The sequence below is a fragment of the Methylophaga marina genome, from assembly GCF_030296755.1.
Lineage (GTDB): Bacteria > Pseudomonadota > Gammaproteobacteria > Nitrosococcales > Methylophagaceae > Methylophaga > Methylophaga marina.
In genome coordinates this window covers 2,758,443-2,778,902 of the sequence record NZ_AP027741.1, presented here as the reverse complement: position 1 = coordinate 2,778,902, position 20,460 = coordinate 2,758,443, and the positions used below count along the sequence as shown (strand labels likewise).

At 42.2% G+C, this 20,460-nt stretch carries 18 protein-coding genes and 1 pseudogene; 14 read left to right on the top strand and 5 right to left on the bottom strand.

Translation table 11 applies throughout. The features are described from left to right. The first annotated feature begins 30 nt into the window (after positions 1-30). From QUE24_RS14055 to QUE24_RS14045, 3 genes are all read left to right on the top strand, one after another. Positions 31-378, top strand: a complete 348-nt coding sequence (locus tag QUE24_RS14055; protein WP_286304419.1) for a 5-carboxymethyl-2-hydroxymuconate Delta-isomerase — start codon at positions 31-33, stop codon at positions 376-378. Positions 379-542: 164 nt separating this feature from the next. After that, positions 543-761: a VF530 family protein gene (locus QUE24_RS14050; protein ID WP_286304418.1), complete on the top strand. Its 219-nt coding sequence runs from the start codon at positions 543-545 to the stop codon at positions 759-761. 4 nt (positions 762-765) lie between these two features. Then, entirely contained in the window at positions 766-1,098 is a 333-nt protein-coding gene (locus QUE24_RS14045) for a DMT family transporter (protein WP_286304417.1), read from the top strand. A 5-nt stretch (positions 1,099-1,103) separates the two neighbouring features. Here the strand turns inward: QUE24_RS14045 and QUE24_RS14040 are convergent, their stop codons facing one another. Further along, entirely contained in the window at positions 1,104-1,859 is a 756-nt protein-coding gene (locus QUE24_RS14040) for an SDR family NAD(P)-dependent oxidoreductase (RefSeq protein ID WP_286304416.1), read from the bottom strand. A gap of 110 nt (positions 1,860-1,969) precedes the next feature. Here QUE24_RS14040 and QUE24_RS14035 point away from each other — a divergent pair, with 110 nt between their 5' ends. The 4 genes from QUE24_RS14035 to bla all read left to right on the top strand — a co-directional run bounded on the left by QUE24_RS14035 (position 1,970) and on the right by bla (position 6,393). Further along, a complete protein-coding gene (locus QUE24_RS14035) occupies positions 1,970-2,911 on the top strand; it encodes a LysR family transcriptional regulator (RefSeq protein WP_286304415.1) in 942 nt (313 codons plus the stop codon). Between the two features lie 113 nt (positions 2,912-3,024). Beyond that, positions 3,025-4,065, top strand: coding sequence for a PAS domain-containing protein (locus QUE24_RS14030; RefSeq protein WP_286304414.1), 1,041 nt, complete (start codon positions 3,025-3,027; stop codon positions 4,063-4,065). 5 nt (positions 4,066-4,070) lie between these two features. Beyond that, positions 4,071-5,360 (top strand): putative bifunctional diguanylate cyclase/phosphodiesterase, encoded by a 1,290-nt coding sequence (locus tag QUE24_RS14025; protein ID WP_286304413.1) that lies wholly within the window; start codon positions 4,071-4,073, stop codon positions 5,358-5,360. A 190-nt stretch (positions 5,361-5,550) separates the two neighbouring features. Continuing rightward, complete coding sequence (gene bla / locus QUE24_RS14020) at positions 5,551-6,393, top strand: class A beta-lactamase (protein ID WP_286304412.1); 843 nt, start codon at positions 5,551-5,553, stop codon at positions 6,391-6,393. A gap of 56 nt (positions 6,394-6,449) precedes the next feature. Here bla and QUE24_RS14015 read toward each other — a convergent pair whose 3' ends face one another. From QUE24_RS14015 to QUE24_RS14005, 3 genes are all read right to left on the bottom strand, one after another. Beyond that, positions 6,450-7,361: a mechanosensitive ion channel family protein gene (locus tag QUE24_RS14015; protein WP_286304411.1), complete on the bottom strand. Its 912-nt coding sequence runs from the start codon at positions 7,359-7,361 to the stop codon at positions 6,450-6,452. A gap of 266 nt (positions 7,362-7,627) precedes the next feature. Next, positions 7,628-8,047: a plastocyanin/azurin family copper-binding protein gene (locus tag QUE24_RS14010; RefSeq protein ID WP_286304410.1), complete on the bottom strand. Its 420-nt coding sequence runs from the start codon at positions 8,045-8,047 to the stop codon at positions 7,628-7,630. Between the two features lie 114 nt (positions 8,048-8,161). After that, positions 8,162-10,279: a sensor domain-containing diguanylate cyclase gene (locus QUE24_RS14005; protein WP_286304409.1), complete on the bottom strand. Its 2,118-nt coding sequence runs from the start codon at positions 10,277-10,279 to the stop codon at positions 8,162-8,164. A gap of 362 nt (positions 10,280-10,641) precedes the next feature. On the opposite strand from QUE24_RS14005, the gene QUE24_RS14000 reads away from it, so the two are divergent. Continuing rightward, a complete protein-coding gene (locus QUE24_RS14000) occupies positions 10,642-12,654 on the top strand; it encodes a methyl-accepting chemotaxis protein (RefSeq protein WP_286304408.1) in 2,013 nt (670 codons plus the stop codon). A 57-nt stretch (positions 12,655-12,711) separates the two neighbouring features. On the opposite strand, the pseudogene purL reads toward QUE24_RS14000, so the two are convergent. Beyond that, a pseudogene (gene purL, locus QUE24_RS13995) lies at positions 12,712-16,595 on the bottom strand (phosphoribosylformylglycinamidine synthase). Between the two features lie 86 nt (positions 16,596-16,681). Here purL and QUE24_RS13990 point away from each other — a divergent pair. The 6 genes from QUE24_RS13990 (at position 16,682) to QUE24_RS15880 (ending at position 20,437) form a co-directional block, all read left to right on the top strand. Next, positions 16,682-17,107, top strand: coding sequence for an RDD family protein (locus QUE24_RS13990; protein ID WP_286304407.1), 426 nt, complete (start codon positions 16,682-16,684; stop codon positions 17,105-17,107). 88 nt (positions 17,108-17,195) lie between these two features. Further along, on the top strand, positions 17,196-17,624 hold the full coding sequence (locus QUE24_RS13985; protein ID WP_286304406.1) for a type 2 periplasmic-binding domain-containing protein: 429 nt from the start codon (positions 17,196-17,198) through the stop codon (positions 17,622-17,624). Beyond that, complete coding sequence (locus QUE24_RS13980; RefSeq protein WP_286304405.1) at positions 17,621-18,730, top strand: hypothetical protein; 1,110 nt, start codon at positions 17,621-17,623, stop codon at positions 18,728-18,730. The genes QUE24_RS13985 and QUE24_RS13980 overlap by 4 nt, the downstream gene beginning before the upstream one ends. Further along, the gene (locus QUE24_RS13975; protein ID WP_286304404.1) at positions 18,727-18,864 is read left to right on the top strand and encodes a hypothetical protein; all 138 of its coding nucleotides are present in this window, start codon (positions 18,727-18,729) and stop codon (positions 18,862-18,864) included. The genes QUE24_RS13980 and QUE24_RS13975 overlap by 4 nt, the downstream gene beginning before the upstream one ends. Before the next feature lie 8 nt (positions 18,865-18,872). Beyond that, a complete protein-coding gene (locus tag QUE24_RS13970) occupies positions 18,873-19,892 on the top strand; it encodes a cache domain-containing protein (protein ID WP_286304403.1) in 1,020 nt (339 codons plus the stop codon). Then, positions 19,853-20,437, top strand: a complete 585-nt coding sequence (locus QUE24_RS15880) for a PAS domain S-box protein (RefSeq protein WP_350226618.1) — start codon at positions 19,853-19,855, stop codon at positions 20,435-20,437. The genes QUE24_RS13970 and QUE24_RS15880 overlap by 40 nt, the downstream gene beginning before the upstream one ends. The last annotated feature ends 23 nt before the right edge of the window (positions 20,438-20,460 follow it).

The following is a 20,460-nucleotide window of genomic DNA, read 5'->3' as shown; positions in this document are numbered from 1 at the left end:
GTTTCTACAGATACTGCCAGGAGAATTCCGGTGCCACATTGTATTATCGAATATTCAACGAAACTGGCTGACATCACTTCAGCTGAGACATTAGTGAATACTGTTCATCAGGCAGCGATAGATTCTCTTTTATTCAAACCTGAGCATATCAAAACACGCAGTATTGCTTACCAAACGTTTAGGCTCGGCGATCATCACACACACTTTTTGCACGTGACTGTCAGACTGCATCAAGGGCGCACCCTGGAGCAAAAGAAACGTTTAAATAATTTAATCGTTGAACGGCTTTGTACAACATTACCTTTATTCGATATCACTATCACCGCAGAAACGGTGGAGATGAACACAGCCACATACGCAAAAACAACATTAGCCTAACCCAGCGTTATGAATGACTTAGTTTCATCATGCCGGCAGCAAAAGATATTACAACGCGTTTATTGTTTGAATGTTAATCTTAAGTCATACAGTAGCCGTCATGATTAAGCTTTAAAGTAAACATGACTTCATACTTGAAATGACATCTAGAAAAAAGCCTATTTATGAATCAGCAACCTAACAACCCACTGCATGGCATCACCCTCGAAACCATTGTCACTGAACTGGTCGATCATTATGGCTGGGAAGGTTTCGCTCAGAGAATTAACCTGAACTGTTTTAAAAACGACCCTTCTATTAAGTCGTCATTAAAATTTCTGCGTCGAACAGATTGGGCAAGGAAAAAAGTCGAGCAGCTTTATATCACTACATTCAAAAGGTAAGTCAGTGCCACACTGGATATATCTCGCCATTGCCATCATCGCTGAGGTCATTGCGACCTCAGCGCTGAAAGCCAGCCACGAATTTACGCGACTTGTTCCGACACTTATCGTTGTTACGGGTTACCTGACTGCTTTTTATTTTCTGACATTGTCGTTAAGAGTGATTCCTGTCGGTATTGCTTATGCTATCTGGGCAGGCTTGGGCATTGTGCTCATCGCTATCATCTCGTGGATAGTATATGGGCAAAAACTCGATTTACCTGCCCTTGTCGGCATGGGGTTAATCATCTCAGGCGTACTTGTCATTAACTTATTTTCTAATACCGGCGGACACTGAATTTTTTATAAAAACATGCCGCCAGACGCCTCGATTCGTTGACCCGTAACCCATGAACTGTCATCACTCACCAGCATGGCCAATGCCTTAGCAATATCATCAGGTAACCCCACTCTGCCTAATGCAGTTTGATTAGCAATGCTGCGGTTCAACTCAGTGTTATCACGAACAGCACCACCGCCAAAATCAGTTTCAACAGCACCGGGCGCCAGCGTATTAACCCGAATCTGTTTAGTAGCGAGCTCTTTTGCCAGATAGCGCGTTAATACCTCCACTGCCCCTTTCATCGTGGCATAAGCCGTATAACCAGGCAGTGAGAAACGCGCAAGACCTGATGAAATATGAATGATTTGACCTTGAGGAGCGATCATCGATAATAACAATTGGCTGAGAAAAAACGGCGCCTTCAGATGTGTATTCATTAAAATATCAAAGTCGGACTCGGTGGTGTCTTCAAAAGATTTATATATGCCCATACCTGCATTATGAATAATGACGTCCAGCTCTTTTCGACTAAACTCTGATTTAAGCTGAGTCTCTACAACATCAGCAAAGTGACTGAATGTATCTGTTTGGCTGACATCCAATGCCAACGCTGTCGCGCTTCGACCTATTTCTTTAATCCTGCTAACCACGTCATCAGCTGCGTCTTTATTTGAATGATAAGTGATAATGACATCACAACCTTTTTCAGCCAGATAAAGCGCACTTTCACGGCCTATCCCTCTGCTACCACCTGTAATTAATACTAATTTATTCATTGATTACCTCCTTTCCATTGAATGAGGTGACATCTTATGCCGCTATTAATTCATGATAAACAGACAAAATCCGATATCATTGTTCGTAAATAACTAACAGTAGAAGAAAAATGGATAAGTTTGAATCAATGAAGCGGTTTGTCACAGTGGCACAAGTCGGCAGTTTTACCCGAGCCACCGAGATGCTTGGTTTACCGAAGTCCAGCGTATCGGCTTCAATAAAATCACTCGAACAACAAATCAATACACGCCTATTACAACGAAGTACCAGACAGATAAACCTCACACGTGATGGCGAGCGCTATCTCACAAAATGTCTTTCCATTCTGGAGCAGGTAGATAGTCTTGATAGCGAGTTTCAACAGCCTTCATTAATCTCTGGTTGCTTGCATGTTGACATGCCCAGCCGCTTTGCAGCCAATATTCTTCTGCCTCATTTAAACAGTTGGTACGAGCGTTATCCTGACATCTCAATCAAGCTGCGTTGCAATGACCAACGGGCAGATTTGATCAAAGATGGTGTGGACTGTGTTATTCGTGCAGGTCACCTTGGCGATAGTGAATTAGTTGCCATGCCATTGACTCAGTTAACCGTGATTAACTGTGTTAGCGCTGATTATGCAGAGAAGTATGGTAAACCCCAATCAGTAAATGATTTAGCACACCATTACCTCATCGATTATGCACAAAACCTGCAAACACAGACCGCAGTATTTGAACATATTGCTCAACATCATCTTCAGCTAGTTGAGATGAAAAGCAGACTACAAGTCAACAATACGGATGCCTATTTATATGCTTGTTTATCCGGACTGGGTATCGCGCAACTACCCGCCATGAGTGCAGAGCCATACCTTGCACGTGGGGAATTAGTCGAGATTTTGCCTGACTATCCCGCCCCGGTCATTCCTTTATCCATTATTTATGCCTCTCGTCGTCAAGTACCTAAACGTCTGAGTTTATTTATGGCTTGGTTACAAGAGTTAACAAACAATGCTGTCAAGACGAATTTGATCATGCAGGCGAGAAGTAGACAATCTGCGACAAAATAGACAGCCATTTTTTTCTGTGCTAAAACCATTTGAACATTACGTGTTTTCAACTAGATAATTGAAAACAGATAAAAAATGCTCACGAAATGGTTATGTAGAGAGGATTTTTGCGCTTGGATACAAACACGGTTTCATTACTCCCTAGCGAGCATGATGAAAAAATGGCATTGAAAGTCGATATCATCAATATGCTCTATAGCAGCAATCTTAAATCCGTTATCGTGGCCAGTCTTGTTGCCTTCACATTGGCTTTTGTTGAGTATGACCAGGTTAACAAGACAATCTTAATCGCTTGGTGTCTTATCTTTAGCGTTGTTTATGGATTACGTCTGTACTCCACCATTTATTTCAAACAACACAACACCAATAACTCAAACCCTGACACTTGGCTCAATATCTTCCGTTTATCCACTTTAGCTTGTGGCATGGCATGGGGGCTGGCTGGTTATTACTTTCTTTCAGAAACCAATGATGTCGCTCATAAAGCCTTTATCACACTCGTTATTCTCGGTGTCACAGGTGGTGCGATGGTCGTGTATTCAGTCGATGCGATAACGTCGAAATTATTTTCCGGCAGTATCTATTTGCTGTCATTACCCGGTTTTTTTAGCAATGAAACAGAATTATCATTGGCCATGGCGGTCTTACTCGCCGTATATATTGTTTATATCTCTATTGCATCATCAAATCTGGGTAAAAAACTACATGAGAATATCTTGCTGCATCATGCGGCGATAAAACAACAAGCTGAAATTGAGAAGTTATCACAACATCAACGCATTCACTTAGACCACACACCGATGGGAGTAATTGAGTGGGACCTGGGCCTCCAGGTTGTGTCATGGAATGCTGCAGCTGAGCAAATATTTGGCTATCAACAAGATGAAGCAATTCATCAGCATGCCCGTTTCTTGTTGCCAATCGACATTCAGGATCATGTCATCCAAAAAATGGAGGAATTTATCGCTGAGGGAAGCTCCAGTCATTGTCAAAATGAAAATTTGACCAAGGAGGGTGACATTATTTTCTGCGAATGGACTTACACCGCTTTGCGTGACAATCATAACCATGTCGTTGGCTTGGCAACCTTGGTTCAAAATAAAACCGAGTTTAACAGGATGAAATCCAATATCTGGCTTACTATGACACGCTAACAGATTTGCCCAACCGACGTTTGCTGACCGATCGCGTCACACAGGCCATGCACACCAGTAGTCGCAACCAATCTCACTGTGCCGTGTTTTTTATTGATTTAGATAACTTCAAAAACATTAACGATCTTCATGGGCACTCAGTGGGTGACATGCTTCTCAAATCGGTATCCACTCGACTGAAAACCATTTTAAGGGATGAAGACACCATTGCCCGTTTTGGTGGAGATGAGTTTGTTATTTTGATCCAAAATATTGGTAACACCGCTAACAAAAGCAAAGAAATATCTGAAGTTATTGCCAACAAAATTATTAATGGTATCAGTGATATATATAATATTGGTAACGTGCAATATCGTACCTCATGCAGCATAGGCATTTGCACATTTCAGGGCGAAACCTTATCCGTTAATGAAGTATTTAAACGTGCTGATAACGCTATGTTTCAGGCCAAGTCAGATGGTCGTAGTTGTTTTCGATTTTTTGATGAAGCGCTTCAGCCCAGTATTGAATTCAAAGCCAGTCTGGAAAATGATCTAAGAGATGCCGTATTCAATCGCGACATTCTCCCCTATTTCCAACCCCAGTTGAACCACCTGCATGAACCTATTGGTGCTGAAATTCTACTACGCTGGCAGCATCCTAAACATGGCATGATTTCACCGGCCGAATTCATTCCTCTTGCAGAAGACTCAGACATTATTAACCGCATAGGCACTGAAGTACTTCAACATGCTTGTAGACAATTAGCTGTCTGGCAACAAGACCCGGCTACGGCTAATTTAGTTTTATCGGTCAACATCAGCGCTCGCCAATTTATGCAAAAGAATTTTGTTGATACGGTCTTATCCAGCATTGAAACACATCAGTGCTCCGGCTCACGTTTGCGACTGGAAATCACTGAAAGCCTAATGCTAAAGAACATTAATGAACTTGCTATAAAAATAGACAAATTACGGTCTCATGGCATCACTTTATCTCTGGATGACTTTGGGACAGGCTATTCATCACTCTCCATATTGCGAAGTTTTCCACTGGATGAAATAAAGATCGATAAAAGTTTTGTGGATCATATGCTAAAAAATGCCAATGATGCTCATATCATTCGCACCGTTATCAATATGAGTAGTCACATGGGCATGACTGTCATCGCTGAGGGGGTCGAAACGGATGCTCAGGAAGCATTCCTAGCTAAACATGGTTGCCTGAATTATCAAGGTTATTTATTTGGCAAACCCATGCCGATGGAAGAGTTTAATAAATACATAAACCAACATATGAATGCGGTTAAAATCTGATTTTACGTCTGAAGGTCCTACAACACTGCTCTGTTTTCTCACTTGATAGTTGACGCTTAACCAGTTATCTAGGTTTCATCTGTGCTTAACACACCCAAAGCACAATACAATCGTTTCCCTATGTCAGCCCTATCCCTCTCTGAAATCGGTTAATATATGCCCCCTTGTTCACCAGAAACCGCCTATCACAATGAAATCCTTACTCAGCTTAGCCACCTTTTTTAGTCTTTTATTCACGGTAAATAGTGTCAGCTCTGCTGATAATGAAGGCATAAATTGGCAGACAACATTTGCCCAATTAGAAAAAGAATATGGCGGGAGACTGGGCATTGCCGCTTATGACCTACAACACCAATTTCAACTGCATTATCGTGCTAATGAACGTTTTGCATTGTGTAGCACCTTCAAAGTTTTACTGGTTGCTAATGTCTTACACCGAATTGATCAGCATCAAGAAAGTCTGTCTCGTCCGATTCATTACGATCGTGCTGACATACTGGATTATGCCCCGGTCACCAAAACACATCTTGATGAAGGCGTCATGTCGGTAGCAGCGTTAAGCCAGGCGACATTACAACTCAGTGACAACACTGCGGCCAATTTATTATTAAAAACAATAGGTGGCCCAGAGGCATTAACCGACTATTTGCGTTCGATAGGCGATAACACCACAAGACTCGACAGAATAGAACCTGCTCTTAACAGCAACTTGGCAGGCGACCTTAGAGATACAACAACACCTGCAGCGATGTTGGCGACGCTGAACACCCTGTTGCTTGGTGATCATTTATCCGACGTATCCAAACAACGGCTTATTCAATGGCTAATAGGCAATCAAACAGGTGATGACAAAATACGTGCGGGCGTCCCGTCCACCTGGCTAGTAGGTGATAAAACGGGCTCTGGTCCTAACGGAGCCTTTAATGATGTAGCGATTATCTGGCCAGAAACAGGTAAACCTTATTTACTGGTGATTTATTATTCTGAATCCACGCTGACGAAACAAAAAAAGCTGAATTGCTCGCCAAGATAAGTGAATCAGTTAGCAAAATCGTTTTCCCTGGTTTAAATCGATAATAAATAAAAACGTTATACAGACTTATCATCCACGGTTGATTGAGGATTCTCCTGCTGGTAATTGATTGCCCTGATAGGATAAGGAATCGTAATATTTTCTTCCTTAAAACGCTGATGTAAAGCCTTGATAAACTCAGATTTAATGAAGAAGCGATTGAAATATTCTTTCGCTCTTAACATGACCGTGAAATTAATACTCGAATTATCAAAAGTGTGAAAAATAACAAATGTCTGATAATCAGGCACACCCCACTTATGTGTTTTTAGGATATTGCGAGCCACTTCCAGCGTGACTCTTTCGACATGCTCTAAATCAGAATCATAATGCACACCTACTTCTACTGGTACTGAAAGCTGTTTTTCAGGGTAATAGTAGTTAATGATTTTTGACTGCGATAAAACACTATTTGGAATAATAATAAAGTTATTGGGTAACATCCTAATCCAGGTAGTGCGCCAGCCAATCTTCTCGACAAAGCCTTGCTCTCCCGAATCTAACTCGATAAAGTCACCAACACGTATTGGTTTGTCGATGACAAGCTGAACACCTGAAAAGAAGTTGGTTAATGTTGGTTGCAAAGCTAAAGCAACGGCCAGTGAAGTAATACCTAAAGAAGCAATGATAGGCGTGATGGCAATGCCCATCGTGCCAAGGATAATCAACAAGCCGAGTCCAAGGATGATGGCACGGGTAATACCTTGCACAATAGAGCTGCTATTTTTTAAGGTAGCCGTCTTATCGGCATAATGACCGACCGTACCAGTCAAAAAACCATCTATGAACAATACCAGTGCGGCGACGATCAATAGTTGTGCAGTAGCATGAAAAAATTTAAATTCTGTTTCTATATCAAAATACTGAAGCGTGTGCTCTGCCAGTGTTATCGTTAATGCCAATAAGCACAATGTCAGAGGAAAGCTCATTACTTTCACCACTAACTTGTCATAAAAAAGCTTGTTCTAGCCGTGATTTTGCTAACTCTAAGCAAAATGAACTTTTTCATAATCAGCATGAGAATGAATAAACTTATGATAACCACAAGAGCGACTGACCATTCTGGTAACGATGAAAAAATCTGATTCACTTTATCCATACTCATTCCTCAGAAGACACGCTTTTTTCATGCACATCTTATACCCATAAAAAAAGCCGGTAATGACCGGCTTTTTACAGTGGGTGCTCAATGAATTTACATTGATTCCGCTTCTTTAATGGCTTTTTTGACAATTCGTCCGATACCACCAGAAACATCTTGAGCCTTAATCGCATCTAAGTTGGTTGGGTTACCAACAATGACCGCACCGCCCATGCCTGCACCGATATGTGGAGTGCATTTGTAAATGTAGATACCTTCTTTATCAAACGTATGTGTGACATCTTGACTCATGTCAGATTTAAAGGCTTCAGTACCTTCAGGAATCAAGTTATCGATCATTTCTACATTGTGTGTGCTCATATTGGTCCAGCTCACACTATCTCCAGGGGCCACTTTAACAACGAGCGGCGTATATTTCAGACCTTGTGCGGTAACAGTATGGTCAGCAGCAAAAGCATTCATTGACAAGAATAAACCTGCAATAGCAGCGCCAGATAAAACTTTTTTCATCATTTTCATAACTTCTCCTCTCTATGTATATGATTATTTCAACAAGTGACATGTGAAAATCATGCGAATATTGGTCAGATTAAGTTTGATATAGTTCTGATATAGATGGAAATTTATTTATGGGTGTGTCGTTTCTACCCTGTTTCTTCCGCATTCTTTTGCTATATACAAGGCTTTATCTGCATCACTTAACAACTGTTCTGATTCACTTCTACTTGGGGTTAAATCAGCGATCCCGATGGAAATGGTGATGCTGTCTATGTGTTTGCCGTTAAACACCATCTGTTTGTCGGCAACAATACGCCTTAATAGCTCGGCTTTTTCTGTCGCATCATCTATTGTCGCGCCAGGCATAATCACAACAAATTCTTCACCACCATAACGACATGGTATATCCGTTTCACGGAAAAACTCATTCATCAATTGCGCTAATGTTTTCAGTACAAAATCACCGACTTCATGCCCGTATTCATCATTAAAATGTTTGAAATGATCGATATCACATATAAGAAGCGACAATGGGTTTTTCTGTCGGTTTGCCAGCTGAGTTTCTCTATGCAGTGCCAGATCAAAAAAACGTCGATTAGCAAGCCCTGTCAGCGCATCTTCAAATGAAAAACGATGCAGCTCTTCTTTTAACTTGATACTGCTAAGCGTCACACCTAAACGCAATTTAACCCGGTTGATGAAATCATTCAGGTTGTCTTGTTTGATTAGTTTTTTTGAACTTAGATTATTTAAAACCAGATAAACAAATACGTTATAGCTGCCATCCAGCTCTTGCAGTTCTACTTGAGCCAATTGCCTCTCAAAAGATACGCCGTCAAGTGATGTTGTTACGCTCAATTCTACAGGCATAAAAACGTCCGGAAGCTTTTTAATGAGTAAATGTCTTGCCTCAGTGAGATTGTCAACGGTTTGTAACCGACTATTGAGTTCTTCTAATCTGGCTCCGAGCACATTCAGACGCTGCAGCTGTTCAGCACGTTCTTGTTCAGCTTCGGCATAAGCATGCAAGGAAGCTGTTCGTTCAGCCACCTTCACTTCGAGGTGTTCATTCAGTTCTTTTAAGGCGCTTTGTACATGTGAATAATGACGTAAAGAAATAAGCATCAATACAAGCGCAAACAATAACGCGCCAACAGAAATATCCAAATGCATCCAGGGAAGAACACTATTAGCAATGCCCATATCCAATAAAAGAAATATGCCGTATACCGTAAAGGACAGCATGACTAGATGTTGATCGGAGGCCAACGAATATCGCTTACTGATGCCAAGGCCTATTATCAGAAGTATCGTGATAGCGAATATGGCATCAAAAATAGGGAATGTAACAGCAAGCTCTATTAGGCCCGCTAAAGATAGGCCTATCACTGAAATAAGATAAATGAGATGGACAACAGCGATGTTTATTAACCATTTGTGTCGCCAGTCATCAAACCATGATGACAACAATAAACTCGTAATAACGGGTAATGCGTAATAGGAGATCGCTAATAAATAAACACGTACTAGAGGGTAATTAAAAACAAATTGAACAGCTGGATTCTCAGCCAGCAACATTACAGCAGAGGTCAGTGAAAATAATGATAAATAGAGAAAATGTCGCTCCCCTCTATGCATCATCGAGAATGCCAAGGTAATAATAGCGACAAACAATGAGAATAAAGCGACTAGAACTTCAAAATACGCTTTTTCTAAAAGATAAAACAGTAGGTGTGTTTTCTCAAATAGTTTGACTTCACCCCACAAACCAATGTCTCGGTAGCTTGAAAAAACCCTGAAATAAATAGTTTTACCCGCATAATCATCTGGCAAATCAATCGAGTGCCAAGGCCAACCATAAAACGACTTGTGCTGTTTATTATTTAAGTCACCAAATTGATAAATCTTTTTATCTTCCAGGTAAACTTCAGCCATTAAGTCAATGCTGGTGACGTAAAGAACAGGATGCAAATAATCATGATCAGAATCCGGCAATGTTGCCTTAAACCAAACGGTATTATATTGCCCTCGATCAGGCGGCATACAAGGGAAATCAATATCTTTCCAATCACTACTATGTAGTTCAGGTGTGACAATCCACTCAGGCTCACCATTTACAAATTCGGAATCACCCCAGCGATATTGCCAGGCAGTAACCTGCTCGCTCTCATACTGCTGCATAGCAAAGACGGGAGGGAAGATAGTGAGCAACGACAAAAATACGACTAGCAAACCATAACTTGGCACAACCCTAGTCTGATACGGTGTAACTAAGTCCTTTATCAATCCAATCACTCACTGTCTAAAAAGAAAGAAACCCGAATTACTAGATATCCTTTCTAATCGTTGTAAATTTAGGTCAATCCAGGACCACAATATTCCATTCATCACTTTACGGCAATAATGTCGATTACTTAAGTGGTAATTTATCACTCCAGAATACGTCATCAAATGACAGCCACTATTAACACCTTGCAATAGACGGCTTAGCAATAACAACTTGATATGCTCACTGTGGAGAGGCGACAAAGTCACTCATCACATACTAAAGAAAACGAACTATATGCCAATAAAAATTTTGAATATCCATACAATTTAGGGTGACCCTAATGAATCTGGCGACCAAACTCATGAATTCGCTAAGCTACCCCAAAAAAATGTCACTGATAACAGTGCTTCTGCTTATTCCTATCACGGTGACATTTTTGCTACTGATTCACCAATTAAACAACATCGTTAATGAAAGCCATAAAGAACAATCAGGCTTGGAATACATAAAAACCATCACACCACTCTATCAACAATTGCCTCAACATCGTGGCTTGACGAATGCCTATCTGAATGGCTCAGCAGAGTTCGAAGAGAAAATTCTCAGTAAACGGAAAGAGATTGATCAGAGTATTCAACAAATCAATATCATCAATACTGAATATGGCGAGCACTTCGACACCAATCAACTATGGGACGAAATCAAACGTGACTGGACCAGTCTTATCAATACAGCAACAGAAACAGATCCCAATACCATTTTTACCGCGCATACTGAGTTAATTACAAAACTTAGACAACTCATGAATGCCGTGAATCACAATTCTGGACTCATACTCGATCCAGACCTCAACACCACATTCATTATTGAGACGATTGTCAGTTATATCCCAGTACTCGCTGAGAGTATCGGACAAACTCGCGGACTTGCTTCGGGCATTGCTGCCAATGAATCATTGACTACCAGTCAACGTATTAAACTGGCTTCATCATTTAGCAAGGTAAAACATGAAGCGGATACCACTCAACAAGCTATCGAACATATTATTACTCACAATCCGCAGTTGGCAGACGTTTTAAATAAGCTCGAGCTGGATAGAGAAAATGCACTCACAGAATTTCTCACTGTCATTGAAAAGGATATGCTCGAGAGTGAGAAAATTAACACCGAAGCAGCATTTATTTTCAGTCTGGGTACTGAAGCTATAGACACAAATTATGTGGTATATCATTATCTTGCTGACGCATTGGCTGAACTACTAGATAATCGTCTATCCATGCTACAGCTTGAAAAAAACGTGGTGATTGCCGTGATATTAATTGCCCTATCGCTGGCACTCTATTTATTCATTGGTTTTTATCGGTCTATCATCCAGGTAATCAACAATATTATTACCGCTACCAAGCGGATCGCCGAAGGTGATCTGACCGTCACAATCACCAGTCCAGCCAAAGATGAAACCGCTGATATCTTTATTGCACTTAACTCAATGACACAACATTTAAACGGCGTAGTGAATCAATTGAAACAAAACTCAACTGAATTAGCAGCCGCATCTGAAGAGTTATCTACTAATACTGTGCAATCTCAATCCAACTCACAAGAACAACAATCGCAATCTGAGCAAATAGCCACAGCGATGAATGAGATGTCGAGTACGATTAAAGAAATCGCCCGTAATGCTGAACTGTTAGCAGAAGAAGTACGTAATGCGAACAGTGAGTCAAAATCGGGACAAGACGTCATAAGTGAAACGGTAAAATCCATTAACTCTCTAACTGAAGATGTTGGAAATGCAGCGCGCACCATTGAAGAACTCAGTCAAAGTAGTGAGCAAATCGGTTCCGTGTTAACCGTTATTAAAGGGGTGGCTGAGCAGACCAATTTATTAGCCTTAAATGCGGCTATAGAAGCTGCACGAGCAGGAGATCATGGTCGCGGTTTTGCGGTAGTAGCTGATGAAGTTCGCTCACTGGCCAACCGTACTCAGGAATCGGCAGAACAAATTCAAATCATGGTCGACAATTTACAACAGAAAACAAAAGAAGCTGTCGCCGTGATGGAAAAAGAAAAAGCCAATGCCGCTGGTATGGTTGGTTACACTGACTCAGCCACACAATCGATATTAAACATTGTTAATTCGATGACACAAATCGCTGATATGAGTACACATGTTGCCAGTGCTGCTGAAGAGCAAGGTTTGGTGTCAGAAGAAATCAATCGTAACATTACACGCGTCTCAGACTTATCTGAAAATAACATGCATAGTAGCGAAGAAATTGCTACTGCTAGTCAAAACTTGGCGACACTCGCCACGCAGCTCAATATGATTGCACAACGTTTTAAAGTATAACTCTCTTTACGTTAGCCATAAAAAAAGGACCTTTCGGTCCTTTTTTTACATACAAGGTTAGTTCACCCAGCATCGCGCATTTTGGAACAATCTTGCCCACGGACCATCTTTGCCCCAGTCATCAGGGTGCCATGAATGCTGAACTGTGCGCGTTACACGCTCAGGGTGAGGCATCATGATCGTTACCCGACCATCGGTTGTTGTCAGTGCCGTCACGCCATTAATCGATCCATTTGGGTTCATTGGGTAAGCTTCCGTAGCTTGACCATAATTATCAACATAACGCATGGCCACTAGCGCCTGCTCTTCAGAACCCGTCTCGGCATAGTCAACACGTCCTTCGCCGTGAGCCACAACGATAGGCATCACAGAACCGGCCATTCCTCTCAATAACACTGAAGGTGACTCTACAATCTCTACCAGTGAGAAACGTGCTTCAAACTGTTCAGACAGGTTACGAGAGAATCGAGGCCAATGCTCACTGCCAGGTATCAACTCTTTTAACTGCGACAACATCTGACAGCCATTACAGACACCCAACGCAAACGTATCTTCACGATGGAAAAATGCTGAGAACTGTTGACGGGCAGTCTCATTATGCAAAATGGTGCTGGCCCAACCGCGTCCTGCACCCAAAACATCACCATATGAGAACCCACCACACGCAACCAAGCCAACAAAATCATTCAGATCAATACGCCCTTCCAGCACATCACTCATGTGCACATCAATAGCATTAAAGCCTGCATGATCAAATGACGCTGCCATTTCAACCTGACCATTCACCCCTTGCTCACGCAGAATGGCAACCTTGGGACGATGACCACTCACGATCAGAGAGCTGGCAATATTTTCTGCCGGATTAAATGATGGTTTGGCAAATAAACCAGGATCTTTTTCATCCAATAACGCATCAAACTCTTGTTTTGCACAATCAGGATTATCACGCATTGACTGCATCTGGTAACTGGTCTCAGCCCAGAAACGTTGCAACGTTACACGAGACTCATCAATAACCAGTTCCTGCTCAACATGGATGCGTATTTGCTGCTGCTCAGTCACTTTACCAATGGCAAATGACATGGAGGTCAAATTATAGTCTTTAAGAATATTCATGACATGATTCAAATCAGCATGAGGCACTTGGATAACCGCGCCTAATTCTTCATTGAACAATACCGGCAAGGCTTCACCGAGACCATTCAAGTGAATATCCAGACCACAATGACCGGCAAAAGCCATCTCAGCTAAGGTAACAGCGAGGCCACCATCACTTCTGTCATGATAGGCCAGCAATAAATCTTCATTCTTCAGTCGTTGGATAGCGTTAAAGAAGTTTTTTAAATGTGTCGCATCTTCGATATCCGGAGCTGTGTTACCCACTTGTTTGAATACTTGAGCTAAAGCGGAAGCACCCAAACGGTTGTGATTTTGCCCCAGATCGATATAAATCAAATCAGTATCACCACGATCAGTACGTAATTGCGGTGTGGACGTTGCGCTGGCATCAGTGACAGGCGCAAAGGCGCTGATAATCAGAGATAAAGGTGAAGTCACCGCTTTGGTTTCGCCCTTATCTTCCCATACCGTTTTCATGGACAAAGAGTCCTTACCGACGGGAATAGCAATACCTAACTCAGGACAGAGATCCATACCAATCGCTTTGACGGTATCGTATAACAGTGCATCTTCACCAGGGTGACCACATGCTGCCATCCAGTTAGCTGATAATTTAATGTCGCCCAACTTTTCAATTTTGGCAGCGGCAATATTGGTGATGGCCTCACCCACTGCCATACGACCTGAGGCAGGTGCGTTGACCAGTGCAATCGGTGCACGCTCACCCATCGACATCGCTTCGCCTAATACATCATGATGATCGGCTAAAGTGACAGCACAATCCGCTACCGGCACTTGCCATGGACCTACCATCTGATCACGTGCGACCAAACCTGTGACACTTCTATCACCGATGGTAATTAGGAAGTTCTTACTGGCTACCGTTGGCAATTTAAGTACACGTTCCAGAGCCATTCTGGGTGAAACACCGGCAAAATCAAGATCTGGATGCTCATGTTGTGTATGTTTCACGTCACGCAGCATTTTAGGTGGTTTACCTAATAATAATGACAGTGGCATGTCGATCGGTGATGTTTCATTATCGGCATCACCGAGTAATAAATGTTCTTCTTCAGTGGTTTCCCCCACAACAGCCCACGGGCAACGCTCACGTTCACAAATGGCTTTGAATTCATCAATACGGTCAGGGTGTACACCCAACACATAACGCTCTTGAGACTCATTACACCAGATTTCCATGGGTGACATACTGGGTTCATCATTAGGAATCACACGCAGTTCAAAACGCCCACCACGACCACTGTCATCGACCAGTTCAGGGAAAGCATTGGAGAGCCCACCGGCACCGACATCGTGAATGGCAATAATCGGGTTTTGATCACCTAAGGCCACACAGCGGTCAATCACTTCCTGACAGCGGCGTTCCATTTCGGGATTACCACGTTGCACAGAAGCAAAATCCAGTCCCTCATCACTGGCACCAGAATTGACTGAAGACGCAGCACTTCCACCCAGACCAATTAACATTGCTGGACCACCCAGGACTATTAACTGCACGCCTGGATCCATGATGCCTTTTTCAACGTGTTGTGGACGGATAGAACCCATGCCGCCGGCTACCATGATAGGTTTGTGATAGCCCCGCACTTCAAAGCCATTATCTGCTGGGACTTGCACTTCAAAAGTACGGAAATAACCGCATAAATTCGGACGACCAAATTCATTATTGAAGGCCGCACCACCGAGAGGGCCATCGATCATAATCTCACGAGCAGATGCCATACGCGCTGGTTTGCCATAAGGTGTTTCCCAAGGTTGTTCAAACCCTGGGATTTCCAGATTCGACACAGAAAACCCCGTTAAACCCGCTTTTGGTTTTGAACCACGTCCAGTTGCACCTTCGTCACGAATTTCGCCACCAGCCCCAGTTGAAGCGCCAGGAAAGGGAGAAATCGCTGTTGGATGGTTATGGGTTTCCACCTTCATCAGGATATGCTGGATTTCACCTTCATAGTGATATTGCCCTGTCGCCATATCCACCTGGAATCGATGACTTCTCGGACCTTCAATCACTGATGAGTTATCACTATAAGCTTTGACGACCCCATCAGGGTTGAGGTCATGCGTATTACGAATCATGTTAAACAGCGTGTGAGACTGCGTTTCACCATCAATAATCCAGTCGGCACGGAAAATTTTATGACGGCAATGCTCCGAGTTAGCCTGAGCAAACATCATTAACTCAATGTCATTTGGGTTACGCTCAAGCAAACTGAAATTCTCAAAAAGATAATCAATTTCGTCTTCAGCCAGTGCCAGCCCCATTTGCTGATTGGCCGTGACTAAGGCTTCACGTCCACCGTTGAGGATATCCACACTCACCAGTTCACGTGATTTACCATGCATGAATAAACGGTCTGTCTCATCCACTGTTTCAAACACAGTTTCAATCATACGGTCATGTAATAAACTACGAACAATGGATTTCTGATGCTGAGTCAGTGCTTCGTTGGCTTCAATAAAAAAGCTACGCCACGCTCAACACGTTCGATGTCTTTTACACCACTATTGACCGCGATATCGGTGGCTTTGCTTGACCAAGGTGAAATCGTTCCCGGCCTGGGTGTGACTAAGAAAAAGGTTTCGTTTTCTTTGGCGTCACTATCACGCATTTCTGCTTCAAGTAGTGTTTCAATAACCTGGTGTTCTGCTGCTGGCAAAACACACTCACCTTCTATTTCAACAAAATAACGAAACTCTGTTCTAACAGCTGTAACAGCAGGCACTTCGGCCTGAATGCTGTTTAGTAATTTCTCCAGACGGAAAGCAGAAAAAGCCGGACGGCCAATCAATTGCAGCATGCGGATCCCAATTCAAGATAAACTAAAGCGATAATGATACTTTATGTAAGGTTTAACGCCCAAATAAAATCCATTGGAAATTGATAATGAGTGTAGTTGTTCACAAGCAACCTAGTCCAATTCGCCAGATAATGGCGATGATTTATGACTTTTTACTTTTACTGTCCGCCTTATTATTTGCTGCCATTATTCCGGTTGCGCTAAATGGCGGAGAAGCTATTACACCAGGCAATGTGTTTTTTCTACTTTATTTACTGTCAGTGTGTTTTTTATTTTACGGCTGGTTCTGGACCCATGGTGGACAAACGCTGGGGATGAGAGCATGGAAAATAAAGCTGATTAGCTCAACCTCGCCGACTATCTCATGGAAACAGGCGGCTGTGCGATTTATCTTTGGGCTTATTTCCTGGCTTTGTCTCGGTTTAGGATTCTGGTGGCAGTGGCTCAGTAAAAACAAACAAAGTTGGTACAACCAGGCAGCAAAAACCCAGCTTGTTTTTGTCAAAGAATAACTTATTCAACATAAAGAAAGTTTTAACGTGGCTTTTTTTTGAATTCATGCCTAGAATTGAGCTTAACACGGCTTAAGGAACAAGGCTGATGACATGGATAAGCATCAGAGTCCTCATCACTTTATTGCTCCTGGTATCGCAAGATTTACCAGCTCAAACTCTCATTGCCAACGAACAGGTTGAGATAAAGCAATTAAGCAAAACCACTGCTCGCTCTATCTTTGCTATGCGAGTTCATGAGTGGCCAAATGGCACGCCAATCACCGTCTATGTTCTTCAAGATCAAGACCCTACGCATAATCAGTTTTGTAAGTCTGTATTGGGTATGTTTCCATACCAGCTAAGACGGATCTGGGACAGACAGGTCTTCTCTGGCACAGGTACTGCCCCTATCGTCGTTAACTCGGAGCAAGAAATGCTTGATGCTGTCGCCAACACCAAAGGGGCGATTGGGTACATCAGTAAAGATGATGCTGATACACACAAACGTATTCAAATTATTAAGGTGGATTTATGAGAGCGAGTTTACTTTCCATCTTACTTGTTATTCCAACAATGGCATTGGCCGAAGACAAAGCATGGTATGAACGCATCGCCCTGCATGGTTTTGCATCTCAAGCTTACATACATACTACTGACAATCATTTTTATGGGCCAAGTGATGATGGCAGTTTCGAATTTACTGAAGTCGGCATTAATGGTAGTTTCAGAATCAGCCCTAAGTTCAGGCTTTCTGCACAACTATTATCCAGACAAGCCGGCAGATTTGATAACGGATCACCAAGACTCGATTATGGCTTAGTGGATGTTTCTCTCTATGCCGATGCGCGTTACGCTACGGGTATGTACATTGGCAGAATCAAAAATGAAATCGGCTTATATAACGAAACTCGTGACGTCGCCCACACCAGAAGCGCCAACTTTCTTCCTCAGGTGATTTACTTTGATAAAGTCAGAAATACCATTATGGCCGCTGATGGTATACACCTTTACAACAATATTAACTTAGACAGTGGCACACTGTTTATGGAAGTGGGTACTGGTTATACCCTGGCCGATAAAAATGTTGAATATGCCTATCTGGGTGATGACTGGGCAGGCGCCATTCATAACGATAAGCTAGGGATATTCGGAAAAATTCTATACGAGCATAACGGTGGAGAGTGGATTTACTCCATAACTGGAACAAGAGTCACACTTGATTTTGATGCAGGAGCAAGTGACCGTGTGCCCTTCCCTTTTGGTCCAGGAATGAATTCGGGTGAAATTGATATCGATTACACCGTTTTATCTGCCCAATATAACGGTGAGAAATGGCAGTTTACAGGCGAAGTGGCTTTTGAAAATGTTGATTATGTTGACATCGGTGGGCCCGTCTCACAGATGAATATTAATTCGATCGGTTATTACTTACAGGCGAATTATAATTTCACACCGGCCTGGCAAGCATTCATCCGTTATGAAGAGTTCCAGTTAAACAAACACGACTGGAATGGAAAAGAAGCCGCCAGACAAAATCGCATCAATAGTCAGCAGCTCGCCTCATTGGGAGTTAATCAAGCCCCCGTGCCGGCTCATGAATATTATTCTAAAAGCTGGGTGTTAGGGGGCGCTGGCATGTGACACATAATGTAATGCTTCGTGCCGAATATCATATCGTCGAGGGTGTGGCCACATTATCACCGCGTGAAAACACCGTTACTGACACCAGCAAAAGATGGGATATGTTCGCTATGTCCCTGTCTTATCGGTTTTAGTTCTGACGATGAGTATTCAGACCCCATTTTTAAGTATCCGCTGGAAAGCGGGCTTATTTTTTAGTTTCATTCTGTTAATTTTTCTATTGATCTTTCATGTCATTATTTACTGGAACGTCCAACAAAAATTTGTTTTGTTCCGTTCTCAATTACAAGAGCAATATCATCAACAACTACTCGGACAAATCACGACCACACGAGATCAACTACAACGTCTTGCTGAATTACTCATCTCACCGGACGCCACACAGCAAGGTTCAGCACTTAAACAAAATGAGATATTAGATCGTATTCATCGCTACCGCAGCGATCTAGAGTTGAATTGGGATGTATCCCAAGTGCAGTTGTTTGATAGTAGTGGTCGGAACCTAGGTGGCTGGGGCCCGCCCACTCCAAAAGTCATTAAAGATAATATTACGCTGACCGCAGAAACTGAACTCGCCCAGAGTCAGCTAAATTGTGAAGTTAGTTGTAAGCAATATCAACTGTTACCTATTTTGGCTGATAGTGAGACAAACTATGTATTGGTGCTTGGCTATAATCTGACACAATCATTATTAGATTTTCAGGCACAAACTGGCGCCGACATTGCCATCATTTCCGATCAATCCAACACACAAGAGTTACGTCAAGCCGACTCATCACTCTGGGATCGTCATCTCAATGTGCTCACGTCATTTAATAACAATATCGCTTATTTGCAATTCTTAGCAAAACACTACCGTTTTCAAGACATTGACCATGATAAGCTGATATTACGTGATTCAAATTTACCCGTTGAATTTCAATTTATTAAGCTAAGACAAGTCGATAATGTGGTGCTGGTTATCATAGATAACATTGCCAAACAGCAACAAGAGCTTAACAGCCTCACATACAGAACAATTATCTGGTCACTCATTGGCTTGATTGTGATTGGTGGCAGTCTGTTTTTATTATTATCAGCACCACTCAAACGTTTATCCAAAGTCTCTAAAGCGCTGCCCTTATTAGCCGAAAAAAATACCTGCAAGTCAGAAATACTCTGAATCATGCCTCCCCGAAGCATTATCTTGACGAGCTGAATATCCTTGAACAATCGGCTGTAGTCTTATCGGAACAGCTAGAAGGTCTTGAGAATTCGGTCAGCAAACAAACAGATTCACTTAACAAACGGACACAAGAACTAATACAAGAAAGAGATTTTGTCAGTAATCTGATAGAGACCGCCCAATTAATTATTATCACACTGGATAAGAACTACTGTATTTCCAGCTTTAATGAGCTTGCCACAAATATCACAGGCTATGAGGCCAATAACGTTATCAGTCAACCATTCGAGCAATTTTTTCATCCTTCTGACTGGCAAAATATTCATCAATCATTACAACGACTATCTCATTATGATGAAAATATTGTTCATATGGAGTCAGATATTCTTTCAGCTGATGGTCAAATTCATACCATCTCATGGATACATTCGAGTTTCCAAATACCCACCAATAATGCTGTGATTCTCTCTGTCGGTATCGATATCACAGAAAAAAACAAAATGAAACCGAATTACGTTGGCTTGCCAGCCATGATCCATTAACCGAACTCTATAACAGAAAGAAA